We start from the raw sequence: 18,846 nt of genomic DNA on the forward strand, positions 1-18,846 counted from the left end.
GTGAACCTCAGGTGCCTAAACCGGTTTTGCCCTGGGGGCTTGGGGATTCCTGTCCGCCATGGGCCTGGGTGCCGGGCTGCTGGGCGGGCGACAGCGCATGGCCGGACAGGTAACGCGCGATGATGCCCCGGAAGAAGTTCGGCGGGACGCTGGAGAAATAGAGGATGTTCGCGGGCATTTTCGGTGTGCCCAGGGCTGCGAAGGATTCCGCCCGGGTGGACTGCTTGTCCAGCGTGCCGTAGCGCTGCGCGTTCAGGGCGACGCCTCGCGACTTGACCTGAGAAACCCAGTTCGCGAACCCATCCGGCTTCAGGCCCAGGGCAAGGAATTGCTGGTGTTCGAACCCCATGCCGTTGAACTGGGTGTTCAGGCCACGGAACTGTCCCGGTTTGTCGGCCAGCAGGTGAAGTTTGGTCCGCATGCCGGGCATGGCGTAGATCTGGCTGCCAAGGGCCGGAATCCAGAACGACTGCATGACGGTGTCGGTGGTGAGGTGCAGGGCGACGGGACGACCCACCGGCAGGGCCATTTCGCCAACGGTGGCAATGCCTTCGTCGGGGTAGATGAACAGCCATTTCCAGTTCAGGCCCACCACGTCGATGCGCAGGGGTTTTTGCGTCCCCGCGATCGGGCGGTAGGGATCGAGCTGATGGGTGCTGGTCCAGAGATAGATGCCGAGAATCACCACGATGATCGCCGGGATGCCCCAGATCAGGATTTCCAGTACCCAGGAAAATTCCCATTTGGGGCGGTATTCGGCCTTTTTCGCGCCGTAGCGATAGCGCCAGGCGAGATAGGGCGTGAGGATGATGGCGGGGAGTACCACGATCAGGGTGATCAGGGTCACCCAGATGAAGTGATCCTTCTGCGCGGCGGCCACCGGGCCGGCCGGGTCGAGAAAACTCGTCATCGGATAGGCCCAGGCCTCGGCGGACAGGGCGGAGATGGCCAGCAATGCGAGTATCGAGATCACCCCAAGGCCGATGCGATGCAGGATGGGCGCTGCGGGACGCCGTGGCGGGTGCGTATCGGGTTTCATGGGGCTTCCCCGGTGGCGTTCGTGATGGCTGTTTCGACGCGGCTTCAGCGGCATGACGATCCCTCCCTACCCGAAATGCGCGCGGGGTACGTAGTTGATGGCCAACATGAGGCTGACGAGACTGATCGCCAGCACCGAGAAGGTGAACTGGCGCCGCGCCCAGGTGCGCAACCCGGTTTCGTCTTCGGGATCGAACCCCTGCGCGGCGAGCAGCAGCCAGTACGCGCCGATGGCCCCGATGACCAGGAGATAGCCTGCCCCGGTGTACCCCGTGAAGGTCATCGACGCGGCGACGGCGGTGAAGGCAGCCACGTAGGCAAAGATCTGCCGACGGGCGGCCGACGCCCCCAGGCGCAGGGGGGCGAGGGGAATGCCGGCAGTCCGGAAATCCGTCGAACGGTGCATGGCGATGGCGTACGAGTGGGGTACCTGCCAGAGACAGAACATCAGAAACAGCAGCACCGCCCCTGCGTCGATCTGACCATGCACGGCGGTATAGCCGGCGAGGGCCGGCGTCGCGCCCGCCAGACTGCCGACCAGCGTGCCATGAACGGACTGCCGCTTGGTGCGCAGACTGTAGGGGCCGACGTACACGATCAGGCCCGCCAGCACGACGAGGAAGGTGAGGGTGTTGGTCTGGGCGAGGAGCAGGCCGAGCCCCGTCGTACCGAGGACCAGGGCGTACAGGAACGCCGACCCCGGGGCGATCTCGCCCCGCGCCATGGCTCGCTGGCGCGTCCGAACCATGAGTCGGTCGATGTCGCGGTCGATGACGTTGTTGAGTACGCATCCCGAGGCGACGACCAGCCCGATACCGAGCAGGGTCAGCATGAGGTAGGCCGGATCGATTTCGCCCCGGGCAGCCAGAAGGAATCCGCCGAGGGCGGCGATCCCGTTGCCCAGGATGATGCCGGGTTTGGTCAGGCCCAGATAGCGCCGCAGACGCTGTAACGATGGCCGGTGAACAATGGGTCGAAGGGGGTGCGCGTGATCCATAGCATGCCGCCTGTCGGTTTTTGGGTGTACTGCTTCGAATGATCGCGTCGGCCAATCGCTGTGGCGGCCGATGAGTCCCTGCATCGGGACCAAAACGAGCCCGGGCCGGCGTTATCAGGCCAGTTATCAGGCCGATATGTTGGCCAAGATGCAAAATTCAGGAACAGTTAACCAATTAGTCGGGCGAACGATGCTTGTCAAATCCATTCTCGGGCCAGGGGAAAATCGGTCGAAGGTTTTTTCCGGCGCTGTTGCTGGCCTTGCGCCGGGCGATTCATGGCCCCGAGTCTGTTCGGGGCGGCGGGTCACTCCTCGTCCAGCAATTGACCGGCAATGGCCCAGTCCTCGTCGGGTTGGGCGTCGAAATTGATGTAGACGTACTCCTTCGGTTTGTTGGCGACGCGTTCCAGGGTGTTCGTGACTTCCTGGGCGATCTGCCTTTTCTGTTCGCGGGTCAGGTTGCCGGCAAGCTTGATGGTGACGACGGGCATAATGGGACTCCTCGCTGATGGGGTGATGGCGGGTCGGGCAGTTTTCCACCGGGGTTCGGGGTAACGCCGACAGGACCGAGCAGCGGGCATTATCCCTCCGTCTTCGCTCTTCAGGTATCTGAGCAATCGACCGCGCAATCGACTGCGCAATCGGTCGCGTCGCGATATGCTGGTGGCGGGCTGGCGGAAGGGGGTTGGCGGCCGTTGGTACCCTGCGAAGGAACGCCTTGATCTGAAGGAGAGCAGACGATGACGATAACGCTCACGCTGGTGGGGTTGATTCTGGGCATGGCCTGGGCCGGAGTCTGGGGTGCCACGACCGGCGCACTGATCGGCTTTTTGCTGGGGCAGGTGAGTCGCCTGAATCGGCAGGTGCGGGCGCTGATCGCGGATCAGACCCTGCTGCGCAAGGATCTGCGCCAGTTGTTGCAGCAGACGCCGCCGGCCGCCGCCGTATCCCGGTCCACAGCACCCGAGGCGCCGGGTATGGTCCCCGCATCTTCTTCGGCTCGTTCACCCGAACCAGGGCCGGAATCTACCCCAGAGCCGGTGCCTGAACCGATGCCGGTGGTCGGTTCGCTGCCTGAGGGATCCTCCCTGTCTGCGATGACGCCCGAACCGACGCTAGCCACGGCCCGTGCTGCCGTACCCTCCGTCGAGAGCGCGTCCGGTATTTCCCCAACCGTGTCTGCTCAGAAGATTCCGTTTCCGCAGGAGGCTGCCGGTTCCGGATCGGAATCTGGTCCGGTCTGGGGCGCGCCCTCATCCGTCGACCGGGATACGGCGCCCGATGGCCTGTCCCAGGCTCTGTCTGCAGTATATCGCTTTCTGACCGAAGGCAATGTGGTCGCCAAGATCGGCGTGATTGTGCTGTTTTTCGGTCTGGCCTTTTTGCTGAAGTATGCCGCCGATCAGAACCTGTTCCCGATCGGTCTTCGTCTGACGCTGGTGGGGATCGGCGGGCTGGTGCTCCTCGGCATTGGCTGGCGACTGCGCGAAGGGCCTAGCGGTTATGCGCTGGTGCTTCAGGGGGGTGGGATCGGCATTCTGTATCTGGTGTTGTTCGCCGCCTTCCGGCTCTATGGGCTGCTGCCCGCCACGGTCGCTCTGCCATTGATGATGGGTGTGGTGATTCTGGCCGCCGCGCTGGCGGTGGTGCAGGATGCGCGCAGCCTGGCGGTGCTGGGCGTCGTGGGCGGTTTTCTCGCACCGATCCTCACGGGTAGCAACAGCGGTCGCCATGTGGAACTGTTCACATTCTACCTGCTGCTGGACGTGGGCATCGTGCTGGTGGCCTGGTTCAAGGCCTGGCGGGAACTGAATCTGCTCGGGTTCGTGTTCACCTTCGTGATCGGCACGGTGTGGGGGGTGCTGAAATATCGCCCCGAGCTGTTCGCCTCGACGGAACCCTTCCTGATCGGCTTTTTCGTGATTTTCCTGGTCACGGCGATCCTGTTCGCACGGCGCCAGTGGGCGGCGCACGAGGATTACGTGCAGACGAGCCTCGTCTTCGGCCCGCCGCTCGTGGGCTTCGGCCTGCAGGTGGCCCTGGTGCAGCATTTCGCATACGGGGTGGCGTGGAGCGCCTTTGTGCTGGGGGCGGGGTATCTGCTGCTCGTCACCGGCCTGCGTCGCCGTTTTGGGGATGATTACCGGCTGCTGACCGATGCGTTTCTGGCCTTGGGTATTGGCTTCGTCTCGCTGGCCGTGCCGTTTGCGTTCGATGGGCAGTGGACGAGCACGACCTGGGCGCTGGAAGGCGCGGCGATGCTGTGGATCGGCCTGCGTCAGGGCAAGACCCTGCCGGTGGTGTTCGGTTTGCTGTTGCAGTTCGGGGCCGGGGTGGCCTTCGGCGACGATCCCCCCGGCCGGAACCCGGCACTGCCGTTGCTGGATGCGATGTTCCTGAGCGGTGCCCTGATTGCGCTGGCGGGGCTGTTCAGCGCCTATCTGCTGCGGACATATCGGGGCAGTCTGGCGCTGTTTGCCTGGGGCCTTTGCTGGTGGTTCGGGGTGGGCTTCTACGAACTGGCGGAAAGCCGGCTCGATTTCGTGCAGCCGTTCGTGCCCTGGCTGGTATTCGCCTCCCTGTCGTTGCTGGTGGCCGATGGCCTGCGGCTGCGCATTCGCGACTGGGCCGTGCTGGACTTCATTCCCGCTGCACAGATGGGCTTCATGCTGTTGCTGGGGATCGAGGTGCTGCTGGCCGGTCCTTATCCCTTCTACGACGGAGGGTGGCTGGCCTGGCCTCTGGCATTCGGCGTGGCGTACGGCCTGCTGGGTTGGCACGAGCGGCGCGACGAACCCGTTGCCCTGGTCGAGGGCGTGCATGGCGTCGGGCTCGGGCTCTTCACGGCGCTGCTCGCCGCCCAGCTGGTCTGGTCGCTCTATCTCCTGCTGTTCGGCCTGAATCTCGATCTGAGCCTGAGCGCTCATGGGCGACTGACGGAGATTGCCGCCCCCGGCGCCTGGGAGGCTCTGGGCTGGGGGTTGGTTCCGGCCCTGGTGCTGGTCTGGGTGGATCGCGCAGGGCATTGGCCTTTCGGCGATCGCTTCGGTCACGCCGCCACCTACCGGGGCTGGGTCGGGCTGATCCTTGCTGCCTATCTGCTGCTATGGCTCGTCGGCACGCATGGCCTGCGCCTGTTCGATAGTGCCCTGGGGCAGGGCTGGTCAGCCCCGGGGCATTGGGGCTATCTGCCGCTGCTCAACGGCGTGGATCTCGTGACGGCCGTCGTGTTCTGGGCCGTGTTCCAACATCGCCGGTTGGGCGACGATGGGCTGCCCGAAGGAATCGTCCGCCGGGATCGCGTTCAGCAGGGGATGCTTTGGGTGATGGGCGGTGTGGCCTTCCTCTGGCTCAATGCGGTGCTGGCGCGCAGCCTGAACGCCTTCGCGGCGCTGCCGCTGAGCCCCAACACCTTCGCCCATTCCGCCCTGGCGCAGACGACCTACTCGATTGCCTGGGCCGTGCTCGGGCTGGTGCTGATCCTGCTGGCGAGCCGGTGGGGGCGCCGTCCTCTGTGGCTGGTGGCCGCCGCGCTGCTGGGCGTCGTGGTGCTCAAGCTGTTCCTGGTGGATCTATCGGGCAGCGATACCCTTGCGCGGATCGTGTCGTTCGTCGGCGTTGGCGTGCTGCTCCTGCTGGCGGGGTATGTGGCGCCGATTCCGGCCCGGCAAATGCCGGAGGATGCGATGCCCGAATCGGCAGCGGCGGGGTCGGGTTTACCTGCACACGATCCAGCAGCCGCCCATGGGAATGTCCAGAAGGATAGTCAAGAGGGTGCCCTCGGCGATCAAGGTGATCGGGGTGGTGCCTCCTGATGGCGCGTTGTGTGGTGGGTGCTAACCCGCGCAGCAGGACAGCATCGATACGTCCTTCGAGAAGGTCTGGGCGGCGAGCTTGATGCCTTCGACCATCGTGAGGTAGGGAAAGAGCTGGTCGGCCAGTTCCTGCACCGTCATGCGGGCGCGGATCGCCAGCGCGGCGGTCTGAATCAGTTCGCCCGCTTCTCCGGCTACGGCCTGAACCCCCAGCAACCGCCCGGTTTTGGCATCCGCGACGAGTTTGATGAATCCCTGGGTTTCGAAGTTGGCCAGTGCACGGGGCACGTTGTCGAGGGTGAGCGTTCGGCTTTCGGTTTCGATGCCCTGTACTTGCGCCTGGGCTTCGGTCAGGCCGACTGTGGCGATCTGCGGGTCGCTGAAGACGACGGCGGGCATGGTGGTGAGGTCGAGCGTCGCTTCGCCGCCGGTCATATTGATGGCCGCCCGGGTGCCGCCTGCCGCTGCCACATAGACGAACTGGGGCTTATCGGTGCAATCGCCCGCCGCAAAGATGTGGGCGACGTTCGTGCGCATCCCGGCATCAATGGTAATTCGGCCCTGGCGATCATGGTGGATGCCTGCGGCATTCAGGTTCAGGCGGTCCGTGTTGGCGGTGCGACCGGTGGCGATCAAGACCTGCTCGGCTTCGATCGCGCCTTGATTGGTTTGCAGGGTGAAGACGCCCTGATCGTAGGCGACGGATTGAGTTTGGGTTTGTTCCCGCACGTCGATGCCTTCGCTACGGAAGGCTTCGGTCAGGGATTCGCCGATGGCCGGGTCGTCGTGGCTGAATAGGGTGTCGCGCGCCAGGATGCTGACCTGACTGCCCAGTCGGGCGAAGGCCTGCGCCAGTTCCACCGCGACGACGGAGGAGCCGATGACGATGAGACGGGCTGGGATTGTGTCGCTGGCGAGCGCTTCGGTGGATGTCCAATAGGGTGTGGCCGCCAGCCCATCGATGGCCGGTACGGACGCCCGCGCGCCGGTGGCGATCAGGCAGCGGTCGAAGGTCACCGTTTCGCGGCCCCCTTCGGCCAGATCCACGACCAGACTGTGCGCATCCTGGAAGCGGGCTTCGCCCTTAACCACCCGGATGGCCGGGGTTTTTTCCAGGATGTTTTCGTATTTGGCGTGACGGAGTTCGTCGACCCGCGCTTGTTGTTGGGCATGGAGGGTGCGCTGATTCACCGCCGTTGCGGTGGCGGTGATCCCGTTGTCGAAGGGGCTGTGGCGGCGCATGTGGGCTACGTGCGCCGCGCGAATCAGGATTTTGGAGGGGACGCAGCCGATATTCACGCAGGTGCCGCCGATGGTGCCGCGTTCCATCAGCGTGACCCGTGCGCCGCGTTCCACGGCTTTGAGTGCGGCGGCCATTGCCCCACCGCCACTGCCGATCACGGCGATATGCACGCCGCTAGCCGGTGGGGTATCCGGTGCGTCCGTGGCGGATGGCGCATCCAGGGTCGCGCGATAGCCTAAGTCGTTGATGGCGGCGATCAGGCGTTCGGTATCCTGTTCGTTCTTGGCCGTGACTTTAGCCAGACCGGCAGGATACGACACATCGGCCGTTTCGACGCCCGGCATCTGGATCAGGGTGTCGTGGATATGGGTGGCGCAGGAGGGGCAGGTCATGCCGTCGATTTTGAGGGTAATCATGGGGGCGTCCTCTGGAGCGGGAGAAGGTCGGCTTTGGCGCCGCCTTTCCTTTTTGGATAAGGGGGCCGTGGTCGGTGCGTGACTGATTCCTCACGGATATCATTCGCCCGTTCCCCGGACTGATCGGATCAACCGTTCCGGCAACGTTTATTTCTGGACTTCGGACGGATAGCCCGCATCGGTGGTTGCCTTGATCAGGGCAGCGACGTTCGTTTGGGCGTCATCGTAGGTGACGGTTGCTTCACGAAAATCGAAGTCGACCTTGACCTTGCTGACGCCCTTGACCGCCGTCAACGCCTTCTTGACGGTGATCGGGCAGACGGGGCAGTACATGCCCGGCACGGATAGCGTGACAGTCTGGGTGGCTGCCCAGGTCGGTAAGGAAACGAACGTCAGCAGAAGAACAGCGAGGATTTTTTTCATGATGGACTCCAGATGTGGGGATCAATAAAACAGCGGCGCGATATACGGGAAGGTCAGCGCAATGAGGACGAGTAGGGCGACGATCCAGAACAGCAGCTTATAGCTGGTGCGAACCGTGGGGATGGCGCAGACTTCGCCGGGCTTGCAGGCCGTGACGGGGCGATAGACGCGCCGCCAGGCAAAGAACAGGGCGACGAGCGCGATGCCGATGAAGATCGGCCGGTAGGGTTCCAATACCGTCAGGTTGCCGATCCAAGCGCCGGAAAATCCGAGTGCCAGCAGAATCAGCGGACCCAGGCAACAGGTGGAGGCGAGAATCGCGGCGACACCGCCGGCCAGTAGGGCACCACGCCCTTGTTTCGATGGATTCATGACTTTTCTCCTTTCGACAAATTTAGCGAAATACTCTGCAACAGGCTAACCTTACTGCTGTACTCAGGTACGGAGTCAAATGCGATGACCAAAACTGATGTCTCGATCACGATCGGTGTGCTGGCCAAGAGGGCCGGCGTGAATGTCGAAACCATCCGCTTCTATCAGCGTAAGGGGCTGCTGGCCGAGCCGGACAAGCCCTATGGCAGCATCCGCCGGTACGCGGATACCGATGTGGCGCGCGTGCAGTTCGTGAAGTCTGCGCAGCGCCTGGGGTTCAGTCTGGACGAGGTGGCCGATCTGCTGCGGCTCGACCAGTGTGCCGATTGCGAGCAGGCCCGGCATCTCGCCGAATACAAACTGGGGATGGTTCGGGAAAAACTGGCCGATCTGACCCGGATGGAAACCGCGTTGGTGCAATTGGTGACGGCTTGTCAGACCGCCGGTAACGCCGAGGTCTCCTGCCCGTTGATCGCTTCCTTGAAGCGTTGAGTTTCCGGCGTGAATCATGTTCTTACGATTCTGCGCGCGCGACCGGAGGATACGGCAGAGATTGCGCGGATCCATGTCGCTGCCTGGCAGACCGCTTACAGGGATATCGTTCCGTCCGAATTTCTTGCCAAACAGTCTGTCGAGAAGCGACGCCATTATTGGCTGTCGGTCGTCGCGGGGGAATTACCGGCACTTCTTGTGGCCAAGCATTCCGAGCAGGTGGTTGGTTGGATTGCATGTGCTGCGTTCAGGGGGGCGGACTCCATGGCCCGCGACGCGGAGGTCTGGGCGAGTTTTTCGGGGCTTCGTGTTGTCTCTGCTTGTCGGTTCGCCGTTGGTTCGGAAGTATCCCGCCCATGGATCGCTTCCTTGAAGCGCCGCGGCGATTAACGTCCGTCGCGGTGGGCGCCGTCGCTTGCGGCGTCCATTGAATCGAGTCGTTGCTCCCGCTGGTCGATGAGCCAGAAAACCAGTCCTAGGGCCAGGATGCCGGCGGCAAGCGCGACGATCGTCATGGGGTCGAGATCCGCATAATCGAGAATGATGAACTTGCGGGTCACGGCCAGCATGGCGATCAGGATGACGATTTTCGTCTGAATGATATGTTCGCGTCGTTCGATCACCTTGATGATCGAATGCTGAAACTCCATGGCGATCAGCAGGGTCATGATGCTGCCGAAGAGCGTTTGGAAGTTGCGATGGCTCAAAACCTCCGCATGTTGAACGAACAGGTATTGGTAAACCTCTTTCATCAACTCCCACAGGGCCATCATGATGATGAGCGCAATGACGAGTCCGAGCACGGTCGCTACCACCTGCTCGAATCGTTCCGGCAGATTCATCACCGACCAGTATCGCCGGATATCGGTTTGCCTGGGGTGGCTGCGACGAGAGATCATGCTCATGGTGTTTGTGCCTCCTGTTCTGATACGGATACCCCAAAGTAGCGAAGCGGTATTCGGTCGCAGAGGTAGGGTTGGTCACCGTGAAATCAAGGGGCATGTCGTCAGACATGATCGTGCTAGCTTCAGAGATCCAGAGCGCCGATGGCGCCCACGTTCTGTGTCGGCTCGGGATCGATCGGAGGTTTATTCAGCAGTTTGAGCGTTCGGTTGGCTTTCGGCCAAGGCCTGCTTGATTGCCTGGATCCGTGCCCGCCGGAGCGCTTCGCCAAGTTGCACGCCCGTGAGACCCCGTTCGAGAAACGGTGCCGGGGAAATGCCGCGGGCGATGTCGGCGGCAGCGCGTACCCGATCCGCCTGGGGATAGTCGCAGGTTTCCGAGCCCAGCCGGCCGCGGGCGTCGGCATGGCAGGCGGTCAGCACGTCGGCCATGCGCTCGGGGCGGCGCAGGCCGTCGAGGCTTTCGATGAGGTCGAGGAGGGTGGCGGGGCGCATTTCCATCGCGGCATGCACCCGGCCGTGCTGTGCCGTGGTGAGCACGGCCAGTTCCTTCACGGCCCGGGGCACCTTCAGGCGCGCGCAGAGGGCGCGGGTCGGTGCCACGCCGCGCTGTTCGTGCCCGATGTGGCGCGGCCATTCCTCGGGCGGGGTGAGCGCCTTGCCCAGATCGTGGCAGAGCACGGCAAACCGGACGGCCACGTCCTGACCCACGTCATTGTTCAGGCCCACGGCGGCCGTGAGGGCCAGCAGGGTGTGGATGCCCGAGTCGATTTCCGGGTGGTAGTGGGCCGGTTGCGGCACGCCGAACAGGGCATCGACTTCGGGGAACAGGACCTTCAGCGCGCCGACCGTGCGCAGGATCTCGAAGTAGCGGGCCGGGTTCGGGCTGGCGAGTGCCTTGCGGGTTTCCTGCCAGACCCGTTCGGCGGTCAGGTCGTCGAGTTCGCCCGAGGCGGTCATCGCCGTCATGAGGTCTCGGGTTTCCCCGGCGAGTTCGAAGCCCTCGGCGGCCAACTGGGCGGCGAACCGGGCGACGCGCAGAACCCGCAGCGGGTCTTCGGCGAAGGCGGGGCTGACGTGGCGGAGGATGCGGGCATCGAGGTCCGCCTTGAAGCCGAAGGGATCGACGAGGGTGCCGTCCTGTTTCTGGGCAAGTGCGTTGATGGTGAGGTCGCGCCGCTGGAGGTCGTCTTCCAGCGTCACGTCCGGTGCAGCATGGAACACGAAGCCCTGATGACCGCGCCCCTGCTTGCGTTCGGTGCGGGCGAGGGCATATTCCTCGCCGGTTTCGGGGTGCAGAAAGACGGGAAAATCCTGGCCGACCGGGCGGAAGCCGCGGCGGCGCATGTCCTCGGGGCTGCTACCGACCACGACCCAGTCCCGGTCCGAGGCCGGCCGACCCAGCAGGCGGTCGCGCACGGCACCGCCCACGACGTAGCAGTTCAGATCCTGTTCGATGGCGGGACTCATTGCAGCGTGGTCGGGGGGCTCACGAGCGCGGCCAGTTGCGTCTGTAATTGATGCAGCAGGCGGTGGAACGTAGCACTGTTCCGGCCTTGGGCCTGCTCGCTGTCATGCAGCTCGCGGTGAATCATATCCAGTTCGCTGCCCAGCAGGCCCTGTTCGACGATGAACTGATGGATGGGGCAGTGGTTGACTGCGCCCAGACTCGGAATTTGGCTGATGGACGCCTGTGGGTTGTTCAGTTGCCACTGCGTGGCGATCGCGCCCAGTGCCGTATGCGGGAAGGTTTGTTCGTCAAGGGCGTTCTGTGCCCGGTACAGCGTCAGGAAGTCCTCGGCGTACAAGGGGTGGGCGATGGCGTATCCCTGCGCCAGGTCGGCTCCCAGAATTCGTGCGACTTCGATCAGATCGGGCGTTTCGAGCCCCTCGGCGACGACGTTCAGATCCAGCGCATGCGTCATGTGGATCAGGGCGCCGATGAATTTGATGATCCGGACGGGATCGCTGTAGGCGGAGCGGATCAGGGCCTGGTCGATCTTGACCGTATCGAACGGCAGGTTGTTCAGGCGGATCAGGTTGCTGTAGCCGGCGCCGAGATCGTCCATGGCGAGTTGCACGCCCATGTCCGAGAGCGTGCGCATCTGACGCTGCGATTGGTTCACGTCGATCATTTCGTGGTGTTCGAGCATTTCCAGGGTCAGTCGCGAAGCCGGGATGCCGTGACGAAGCAGGGCGTCGTGGACCCAGTTCGGGCAGTCGTTGTCGGCCAGCGCTTCGAGGGGCAGGTTGAGTGCGAGTCCCAGCGCCGATCCCGGCAGTTCCCGATCCCATTGGACGAGTTGTCGCAAGCCCTGCTCGAGACCCATTCGGAAGAGCTGGATGATCTGCTGTTCGTTGAGTCGCGGGATGAAGGCGCCGGGCATGATGATGCGGCCGTCTTCGAGACGCAGGCGGGCAAGCGCTTCCACTTTCTCGATTCGTCCGGATGCCAGCCCGATGATTGGTTGATAGACGAGTTTGAGTCCCATGCCATAGAAGGCCTGACGCCAGAGATCGAGTTCCTCGATCGAGGTGTTGACGATCTGCGTTTGTTTGAACTGCTGCCAGGTCTGGCTGACGATGAAGCCCAGCTGCTGGCAGAACGACTGGCGGAACGGGGTTTCGAACATGTTCGGATAGTCGCCGTACAATGTCAGGGTTGCCAGCGGACGTCGTTGTTCATCCGTGATGGGAATCCCGACGGAGCTGCGGATACCGACGTTGAGGGCCGCCGTTCGCCAGGGTTCGGCTTCCGGGGCGGTGGAGAAACTGGCGATGCTCTGGATCTGTGCCTGGCGGAATGCCCGGGCGGTCGAACCGGCCATTTCGGGTTCTCCGGGCGCAATCCGCGGCATGCGCAATCCGCCGTACGCTGCCTGCATGGCTTCGCTGAAGGCTTCCACCCCTTCGCTGAAGTTGATGATGAATACCCCATCGGCATCGGGGGCGCCAATCCAGGAGGCCTGCACGCCGGGGCATTCGCGCAGCTTGCTGAGCAGTCGCTCGTTGAATTCCTGCCATGACAGAGGCTGGCGGCCCATCGCGTCGATATCCAGCAGAATCTGTTGGTAGCGGTTGTTGATCGCGTGTTCGGACTCCAGTTCCTCGGAGAGTTCGATGCTCAGTCGTTCGGTCAGCACCAGTTCGAGTCGCGAGTGATCCTGGGGGGTGAGGCGGTGCTGCGCGATCAGCGTGTCGAACTGGTGCAGGTAGATGGTCATGGCCCGGACCAGACTGCTGGCCGTGAGTCCGATCAGGGCATGGATTTCACCCACGTGCTTGGCGGTGCTGCGATGCATGGCCTCGGTGAGCTCCGGGTCGAGGAGTTGTTGCAGGTGGACCGACTGCCGCGCCTTGAGGTGCGTAAATTCCGCCTCGCTAAGCTGGAGAATGATCTTCCGGGCGTCCGGGTCGGCTTGAAGCTCCGCATAGAAACGGTTGACGAAGTCCTCGACCAGACCGCCCAGTTGCGGGACGAAACGTTGCAGCAGGTTGGCCGCCGCCATCCCATAGGGCGGGGTGTGCAGATCCTGGACAGGTTGTTCCAGGTCGTCCGTCGTATTGTCGTTCCAGATGCACCAATTGTGCTTGCGGCCGCGCTTCTTGTTCTTGCATAGATAGAGGGCTGCGTCCGCATTGCGAATGAGTTGTTCGGGCTCGCAGTCGTCCTGCGGGAACAGAGCCACACCCATGCTCGCGCGGACACGTGCCGGCCCCTCGGGCAGTTCGACCGGTTCGGTCAATGCGTGGTTGATCCTTTCCAGGGTCTTCTTGAGGTGTTTCTTCTGCTCGATGCTTTCGATGAGGAGCAGAAATTCGTCGCCGCCCAACCGGGCCGCCATGTCGGTCTCCCGGAGCGTGGATTTGATCCGTTGCGCCAGTGCCTGAAGGAGCGCATCGCCGGTCGCGTGACCGAAACGATCGTTGATGGGCTTGAAATCATCCAGATCGAGCATGACCAGGGCCATGTTCCGCTGGTTGCGCCTGGCTCGAGCCATCGCCTTGGGCAGGGCCTCGTCGATGCCGCGCCGGTTGGTCAACCCTGTCAGGGCATCGTGGTGGGCCAGAAACGCGGCCTGCTCACGCTCGTTGACGAGGCGCGCACGCAGGTCCAGCTGATCGAAGGCATTGGACAGCAGTTCGCCCAGTCGGCCGAGCATTTCGGTGAGCAGTCGGTCCAGCGGGCCTTCGTGTTGTGCCAGTACGATCAGAACGGCCCAGGGCTGACTGGCACGGGTGATGGGTACGAAGATCAGTGTGGTGGAAAATCCGGGGAAGATCACGTCCTGCCAGGGGGCGATCAGTGTCAGGTCCGTTCCTGGCTCGATCACGGTCGTCTGGCTGCTCTGAACCTGGTTCAGATGGGCGGCCCAGACCGATCGGGCGTCTTCACCGAGATCGGATAGCAGTGTCATCCCGTCGCCGCCGGCAGCGAGAATATCGCAGGATGCGGGTTCGTCCGGTCGGGTACGGGCAACCCAGGCGCCCAGAAAGAGGCCGGTGGCGAGGAGTTGGGTACAGACGACGTCCAGCAGTTCCTGCTCGTCGTTGGTCGACATCAGGGTGCCGATCTGCCCCAGCAGGGATTGCATCAGTGCCTGCTGTCGTTCCAGTTGTTCCTGGAGGCGTTGAAGCGCGGCCGACTCCTGCGGGGCGTCAACTCGTTCGGACTCAACGAGCGGGTTGAGCGGATCACTGATGGTCACGATGCGTTAGGTATCCAGTCGAAAGTCGGCCGAAAATCGGCATTGCGGCGGACGGATGGGCGAATCCGAAGTCCCCTCGTATGGTGAATCGCATCGTGCCGATCGGGCGGCGGCGACAATATCTGCCGTGCCGGGACGCGATGACCCTATGAACTTGATTAGGTTAAACAAGGCGCTCAGGCTTGTCTATGCCGTTTGAACCGTTGTGCCCGCCTTGCTGCGACAGACACGAAAGCAGGTGGTCGGGCTGTATCGGGCGGTCTTCATTGGCCGGCGGGATGGGTGACTGTACGCCAAACGGGTTTTCGCTCAGAATGATTGCCCTATGACCCTACAAACCTCCCCTTTTTCTCCGCCTTTGCCAGCAATCTCCGAAGAAACCACGGACGAGCGCACCGAACTGCTGATCGGTTCGACGGGACTGGCCCGATTGCGGGCCGCCCGCGTCCTCGTGGCCGGTTTGGGCGGCGTAGGCGGCGCCTGTGCAGAGTCGCTGGTGCGTGCCGGAGTCGGCACGGTTTACCTGCTGGATCACGACCGTTTCGGCCGTTCAAACCTGAACCGGCAGATGCTCTCCACCGAAACCGTGCTCGGACAGGCCAAGGCCGAGGTCGCAGCCGCCCGTTTTGCCTCGATTCGCGACGACATCACGACGATTCCCCTGCCGATGTTCCTGCAGGAATCTGCCGTCACTGAGTTCCTGACGGCGCACCCGGTCGACGCCATCGCCGACTGCATCGATTCGATCGGGGTGAAGGCCGTGTTGCTGGCCGAGGCGCGTGCGCGAGGCATCATGACCATGACGGCGCTGGGCGCGGGCAATCGGATCGATGCGCGGGCGGTTCGCGTCGGGGTGCTGGCCGAGGTGCAGGGTTGCGGTCTGGCGCGGGTCCTGCGGACCCGCCTGCGGCGGCTGCAGTCGCCGCTGGACGTGCCGGTGGTTTATTCGACCGAACTGCCGAAGAAGCCCGCCAAGCACGTGCCCACGACCAACGGGGTCAGACCCCGTGCCGTCAACGGGACGATCAGCTACATGCCCAATATCTTCGGCCACATCGTCGCCGGCGAAATCATCCGTCACCTGCTCGCTGACGAGGCGCCATAAAAAAACCGACCGGGGGGAGCGGTCGGTTCTGGGGATGGGGGCGTCGGCCCGATGGCCGACTTGCGGGATTACTGATCGTCGTCGATATCCAATTCGTCGTCGCCGATTTCCTCAATCCGCTCCAGATCCAGGAACCCTTCGATTTCATCGGCGAAGGCCATGGCGGTGTCGGCCCAGATCATGGGGCGCACTTCCGTGGTGATCTCGCCTTCCTCGTCGCTTTGTACCAGAGCGAAGCAGGTGAGGGGTTCGTACCCCGTGCCCTCTTCTTCGTCCGCAATCAGGGCATACCAGTCATCCGCAGGCATGATGCTCAGAATTTTCGTGGCCATGGGGTGCTCTCCATTGGTGGGGATTGACGATCGATAAAACATATCATGGCAGTAGGATATGACGCTTTCATGGCGCGTCCGGCGTACTGCCTCGCCAGAATACCTTCTTGCCGTTCACCCAGGTGGACTGGACTTCATGCCGGAAATCCCAGCCGAAGAACGGGGTATCCCGACCGGCTGAGCGCATGGTCGTGTCGTCCAGCGTCCAGAAGGAATCCGGATCGACCAGGGCAAGATCGGCCCGAGCGCCGATCTCGATGCGCCCGGAGTCGTGCAACCCGAACAGGTCCGCCGGTCGTCGCGTGAGTGCGTCGAGGGCGCGGTCCAGGGTGATCACGCCATCGTCGGCGAGCTTGAGCATCAGCGGCAGGAGGGTGTCCAGGCCCGAAATGCCCGGTTCGGTCTCGGGGAAGGGCGCCAGCTTGCCATCGGACTCGTGCGGTTGATGATCGGAGATCACGCAGTCGATGATGCCCGCGGCCAGACCCTCGCGCAGGGCGTCCCGGTCCCGCAGGCTGCGCAGGGGCGGCAGCACGTGCGTACTGCCGCAGAGGGCGTCGGTGTCCATCTCGGACAACCACAGCTGATGCGCACTCACTGAGGCGGTGATGGGCAGCCCGTCGGCCTTCGCCTGCTCGACCAACCGCAGGGCGGCGCGGGAGGAAATGTTGTTGACGTGGATGCGCGCGCCGGTTTCCGGCAGCACGGCCAGCATCTGGGCCAGCGGGGCCGTTTCGGCGGAAACGGGGATGCCGGGCAGGCCCAAGCGCGTGGCGATGACCCCTTCGTGGGCGCAGCCGCGTTTGCCGAGCGACGGATCCAGTGGCTGGACGATCACCTGGATGTCGAAGGTGGCCGCGTATTCGAGCGCCCGGCGCAGCAGGCGCAGATCCTTCACGGGGTAGTGGGCGTTGGTGATGCCGACGCAGCCGCCTTCGGTCAGTTCGGCCATTTCGGCCAGCAACTCGCCCTTCAAGCCTTGCGTCATGGCGCCGATGGCGACGACCCGGGCGCGTCCGGCCAGTTGAGCACGCCGCTTGATGAAGCGCGCGACGGCGATCGTGTCGAGCACCGGATCGGTATCCGGCGGCATGCAGAGGGTCGTGATCCCACCGGATACGGCCGCCAGGGTCTCGGTGGCGATGGTGGCCTTGTGCTCCAGGCCGGGTTCGCGCAGGCGGGCCCAGCCGTCGATGACGCCGGGGATCAGCCATTGGCCGTCGGCGGAAATCGTCCGGACGTCCTGCGCCGGGAAGTGCTCGGGTTTCGCGCCGATGCCGACGATCTTCCCGTTGGCGAGATAGACGTCGGCGACCTGGTCCTGACCGCTGGCCGGATCGAGCACGCGGGCGCCGCGGATCAGCCAGGTGTCGCAGTCGAACCCGGGGCGGCAGCCTTCGGGGTGACGCACGGGGTCGAGATCGATGCCGAGGTTGGGCGGATTTTGAATCATGAATCTGTACTCGCGCTCATGCACAGGGCCATCACGGCCATGCGCACGCCAATGCCGTTGGAAACCTGCTCAAGAATGACCGATTGCGGTCCGTCGGCCACCCGGGACTCGATCTCCACGCCTCGGTTGGCGGGGCCGGGGTGCATGACGATGGCATCGGGTTTCGCCCAGCGGAGTTTTTCCTCGGTAAGGCCGTACAGGCGATAGAACTCCTGTTCGGTGGGCAGCAGGCCCGATTCCATCCGTTCCCGTTGCAGGCGCAGCATGATGATGACGTCCACGTCCTTCAGGCCGCTCTTCATGTCGTGGAACACGCGGACGCCCAGCGGTTCGATGTCGTTCGGGATCAAGGTGCGCGGACCGATGACCCGCAGTTCGCCGACGTTCAGCGAATTGAAGGCGTGGATCTGCGAACGGGCGACGCGGGAATGCTTGATGTCGCCGACGATCGCGATGCGCAGCGGGGCGAAATCCCCCTTGATGCGACGGATGGTGAAGGCGTCGAGCAGGGCCTGGGTGGGGTGGGCATGCCAGCCGTCCCCGGCGTTCAGGACCGACACATGCGGCGCAACGTGGCGGGCGATGAAGTGCGCGGCGCCGGATTGGTCGTGTCGCACCACGAACATGTCGGCCTGCATGGCCTCGATGTTGCGCAGGGTGTCCAGCAGACTCTCGCCCTTGGTCGTGGCCGAGGTCGACAGGTTGATGTTCAGCACGTCCGCCGACAGTCGCTTGGCCGCCAGTTCGAAGGTGGTGCGGGTGCGGGTGGACGATTCGAAAAACAGGTTGACCACGGTGCGCCCGCGCAGCAGCGGCACCTTCTTGATCTCGCGGTCAGTGACCGACATGAAGCCTTCCGCCGTGTCGAGAATGCGCGTGATCCAGGTCGGACCGAGGCCCTCGATCGTCAGCAGGTGCTTGAGATGCCCCTGACTGTCGAACTGAATCGCCCAGGGGTCCTTGGCCAGCTTGGGGATGATCGGTCGGACGAAGTTCACGGCCATCAGCGGGGTTCCTCTCGGGTCACGATGCGGGCGCTCAGGGGGGCCGGGCCATCGACATGGATCTGTTGCAAGGGGCTGAGCGCCAGCCGCTGGCCGACGGTCTGCGCGGCGATGGGCAACTCGCGACCGTCCCGTTCGTAGACGACGGCCAACCAGATGCGTGCCGGTCGGCCGTAATCGAAGAGTTCGTTCAGCGCGGCGCGGATCGTCCGTCCGGTATAGAGCACGTCGTCCACCAGGATGACATCCCGGCCGTCGATGTCGACCGGCAGCTGCGACGGCGCCACCTGCGGATGCAGGCCGATGGTGTCGAAGTCGTCCCGATAGAAGGTGATGTTGAGCTTGCCCAGCGGGTCGGGCAGGCCGAGGCGCTGGCGCAGCGCTTCGGCTACCCACACGCCGCCGCTGTGGATGCCGACCATCAGGGGATCGGTCAGGATGCCCTGATCGATGGCCTGCTGCAGGTCGTGGTGGATCTGGTCCATCAGACCGTCGATCGGACTGAGGGTGGGCGTATCCGGCGTTGATGGCATCATGGTCGGTAC

17 protein-coding genes are annotated in these 18,846 nt (G+C 63.7%); 4 read left to right on the forward strand and 13 right to left on the reverse strand.

The features are described from left to right. Window positions 1–7: 7 nt before the first annotated feature. The 3 genes from cyoA to A9404_RS11800 form a co-directional block, all read right to left on the reverse strand. The gene (cyoA, locus tag A9404_RS11790) at window positions 8–1,039 is read right to left on the reverse strand and encodes a ubiquinol oxidase subunit II (protein WP_197490347.1); all 1,032 of its coding nucleotides are present in this window, start codon (window positions 1,037–1,039) and stop codon (window positions 8–10) included. Between the two features lie 66 nt (window positions 1,040–1,105). Next, on the reverse strand, window positions 1,106–2,035 hold the full coding sequence (gene cyoE / locus A9404_RS11795) for a heme o synthase (protein WP_066101892.1): 930 nt from the start codon (window positions 2,033–2,035) through the stop codon (window positions 1,106–1,108). Window positions 2,036–2,340: 305 nt separating this feature from the next. Continuing rightward, window positions 2,341–2,526, reverse strand: coding sequence for a tautomerase family protein (locus tag A9404_RS11800; RefSeq protein WP_066101895.1), 186 nt, complete (start codon window positions 2,524–2,526; stop codon window positions 2,341–2,343). Window positions 2,527–2,775: 249 nt separating this feature from the next. Here A9404_RS11800 and A9404_RS11805 point away from each other — a divergent pair, with 249 nt between their 5' ends. Further along, entirely contained in the window at window positions 2,776–5,850 is a 3,075-nt protein-coding gene (locus A9404_RS11805) for a DUF2339 domain-containing protein (RefSeq protein WP_066101898.1), read from the forward strand. Between the two features lie 21 nt (window positions 5,851–5,871). Here A9404_RS11805 and merA read toward each other — a convergent pair whose 3' ends face one another. The 3 genes from merA to merT all read right to left on the reverse strand — a co-directional run bounded on the left by merA (window position 5,872) and on the right by merT (window position 8,304). Next, on the reverse strand, window positions 5,872–7,509 hold the full coding sequence (gene merA, locus A9404_RS11810) for a mercury(II) reductase (RefSeq protein ID WP_066101900.1): 1,638 nt from the start codon (window positions 7,507–7,509) through the stop codon (window positions 5,872–5,874). 147 nt (window positions 7,510–7,656) lie between these two features. Then, window positions 7,657–7,932: a mercury resistance system periplasmic binding protein MerP gene (merP, locus tag A9404_RS11815; RefSeq protein WP_066101902.1), complete on the reverse strand. Its 276-nt coding sequence runs from the start codon at window positions 7,930–7,932 to the stop codon at window positions 7,657–7,659. 21 nt (window positions 7,933–7,953) lie between these two features. Further along, window positions 7,954–8,304: a mercuric ion transporter MerT gene (gene merT / locus A9404_RS11820; protein ID WP_066101905.1), complete on the reverse strand. Its 351-nt coding sequence runs from the start codon at window positions 8,302–8,304 to the stop codon at window positions 7,954–7,956. An 84-nt stretch (window positions 8,305–8,388) separates the two neighbouring features. On the opposite strand from merT, the gene merR reads away from it, so the two are divergent. Continuing rightward, window positions 8,389–8,796: an Hg(II)-responsive transcriptional regulator gene (merR, locus tag A9404_RS11825; RefSeq protein ID WP_066101907.1), complete on the forward strand. Its 408-nt coding sequence runs from the start codon at window positions 8,389–8,391 to the stop codon at window positions 8,794–8,796. 9 nt (window positions 8,797–8,805) lie between these two features. Continuing rightward, window positions 8,806–9,186, forward strand: a complete 381-nt coding sequence (locus A9404_RS11830; protein WP_066101910.1) for a GNAT family N-acetyltransferase — start codon at window positions 8,806–8,808, stop codon at window positions 9,184–9,186. On the opposite strand, the gene A9404_RS11835 is transcribed toward A9404_RS11830, so the two are convergent. The 3 genes from A9404_RS11835 to A9404_RS11845 form a co-directional block, all read right to left on the reverse strand. Further along, window positions 9,183–9,701, reverse strand: coding sequence for a phosphate-starvation-inducible PsiE family protein (locus tag A9404_RS11835; protein ID WP_082922946.1), 519 nt, complete (start codon window positions 9,699–9,701; stop codon window positions 9,183–9,185). The genes A9404_RS11830 and A9404_RS11835 overlap by 4 nt on opposite strands. Before the next feature lie 183 nt (window positions 9,702–9,884). After that, on the reverse strand, window positions 9,885–11,144 hold the full coding sequence (locus tag A9404_RS11840) for a multifunctional CCA addition/repair protein (RefSeq protein WP_156521380.1): 1,260 nt from the start codon (window positions 11,142–11,144) through the stop codon (window positions 9,885–9,887). A gap of 20 nt (window positions 11,145–11,164) precedes the next feature. Continuing rightward, window positions 11,165–14,407: an EAL domain-containing protein gene (locus A9404_RS11845; protein WP_066101914.1), complete on the reverse strand. Its 3,243-nt coding sequence runs from the start codon at window positions 14,405–14,407 to the stop codon at window positions 11,165–11,167. Window positions 14,408–14,732: 325 nt separating this feature from the next. Between A9404_RS11845 and A9404_RS11850 the strand changes: the two genes are divergently transcribed. Continuing rightward, window positions 14,733–15,512, forward strand: a complete 780-nt coding sequence (locus A9404_RS11850; protein WP_082922947.1) for a tRNA threonylcarbamoyladenosine dehydratase — start codon at window positions 14,733–14,735, stop codon at window positions 15,510–15,512. A gap of 68 nt (window positions 15,513–15,580) precedes the next feature. Here the strand turns inward: A9404_RS11850 and A9404_RS11855 are convergent, their stop codons facing one another. From A9404_RS11855 to pyrR, 4 genes are all read right to left on the reverse strand, one after another. Continuing rightward, window positions 15,581–15,844 (reverse strand): hypothetical protein, encoded by a 264-nt coding sequence (locus A9404_RS11855; RefSeq protein ID WP_066101917.1) that lies wholly within the window; start codon window positions 15,842–15,844, stop codon window positions 15,581–15,583. A 67-nt stretch (window positions 15,845–15,911) separates the two neighbouring features. Beyond that, window positions 15,912–17,297 carry a dihydroorotase gene (locus tag A9404_RS11860; protein WP_082922948.1) on the reverse strand — a complete coding sequence of 462 codons (1,386 nt, stop codon included), beginning with the start codon at window positions 17,295–17,297 and terminating at the stop codon, window positions 15,912–15,914. Further along, complete coding sequence (locus tag A9404_RS11865) at window positions 17,294–18,301, reverse strand: aspartate carbamoyltransferase catalytic subunit (protein WP_066101919.1); 1,008 nt, start codon at window positions 18,299–18,301, stop codon at window positions 17,294–17,296. Before A9404_RS11865 ends, A9404_RS11860 begins: the two co-directional genes overlap by 4 nt. After that, entirely contained in the window at window positions 18,301–18,837 is a 537-nt protein-coding gene (gene pyrR, locus A9404_RS11870) for a bifunctional pyr operon transcriptional regulator/uracil phosphoribosyltransferase PyrR (RefSeq protein WP_066101922.1), read from the reverse strand. The genes A9404_RS11865 and pyrR overlap by 1 nt, the downstream gene beginning before the upstream one ends. Window positions 18,838–18,846: the final 9 nt, after the last annotated feature.

Origin of the sequence: Halothiobacillus diazotrophicus (assembly GCF_001663815.1) — a bacterium.
GTDB classification, from domain to species: Bacteria; Pseudomonadota; Gammaproteobacteria; order Halothiobacillales; family Halothiobacillaceae; genus Halothiobacillus; species Halothiobacillus diazotrophicus.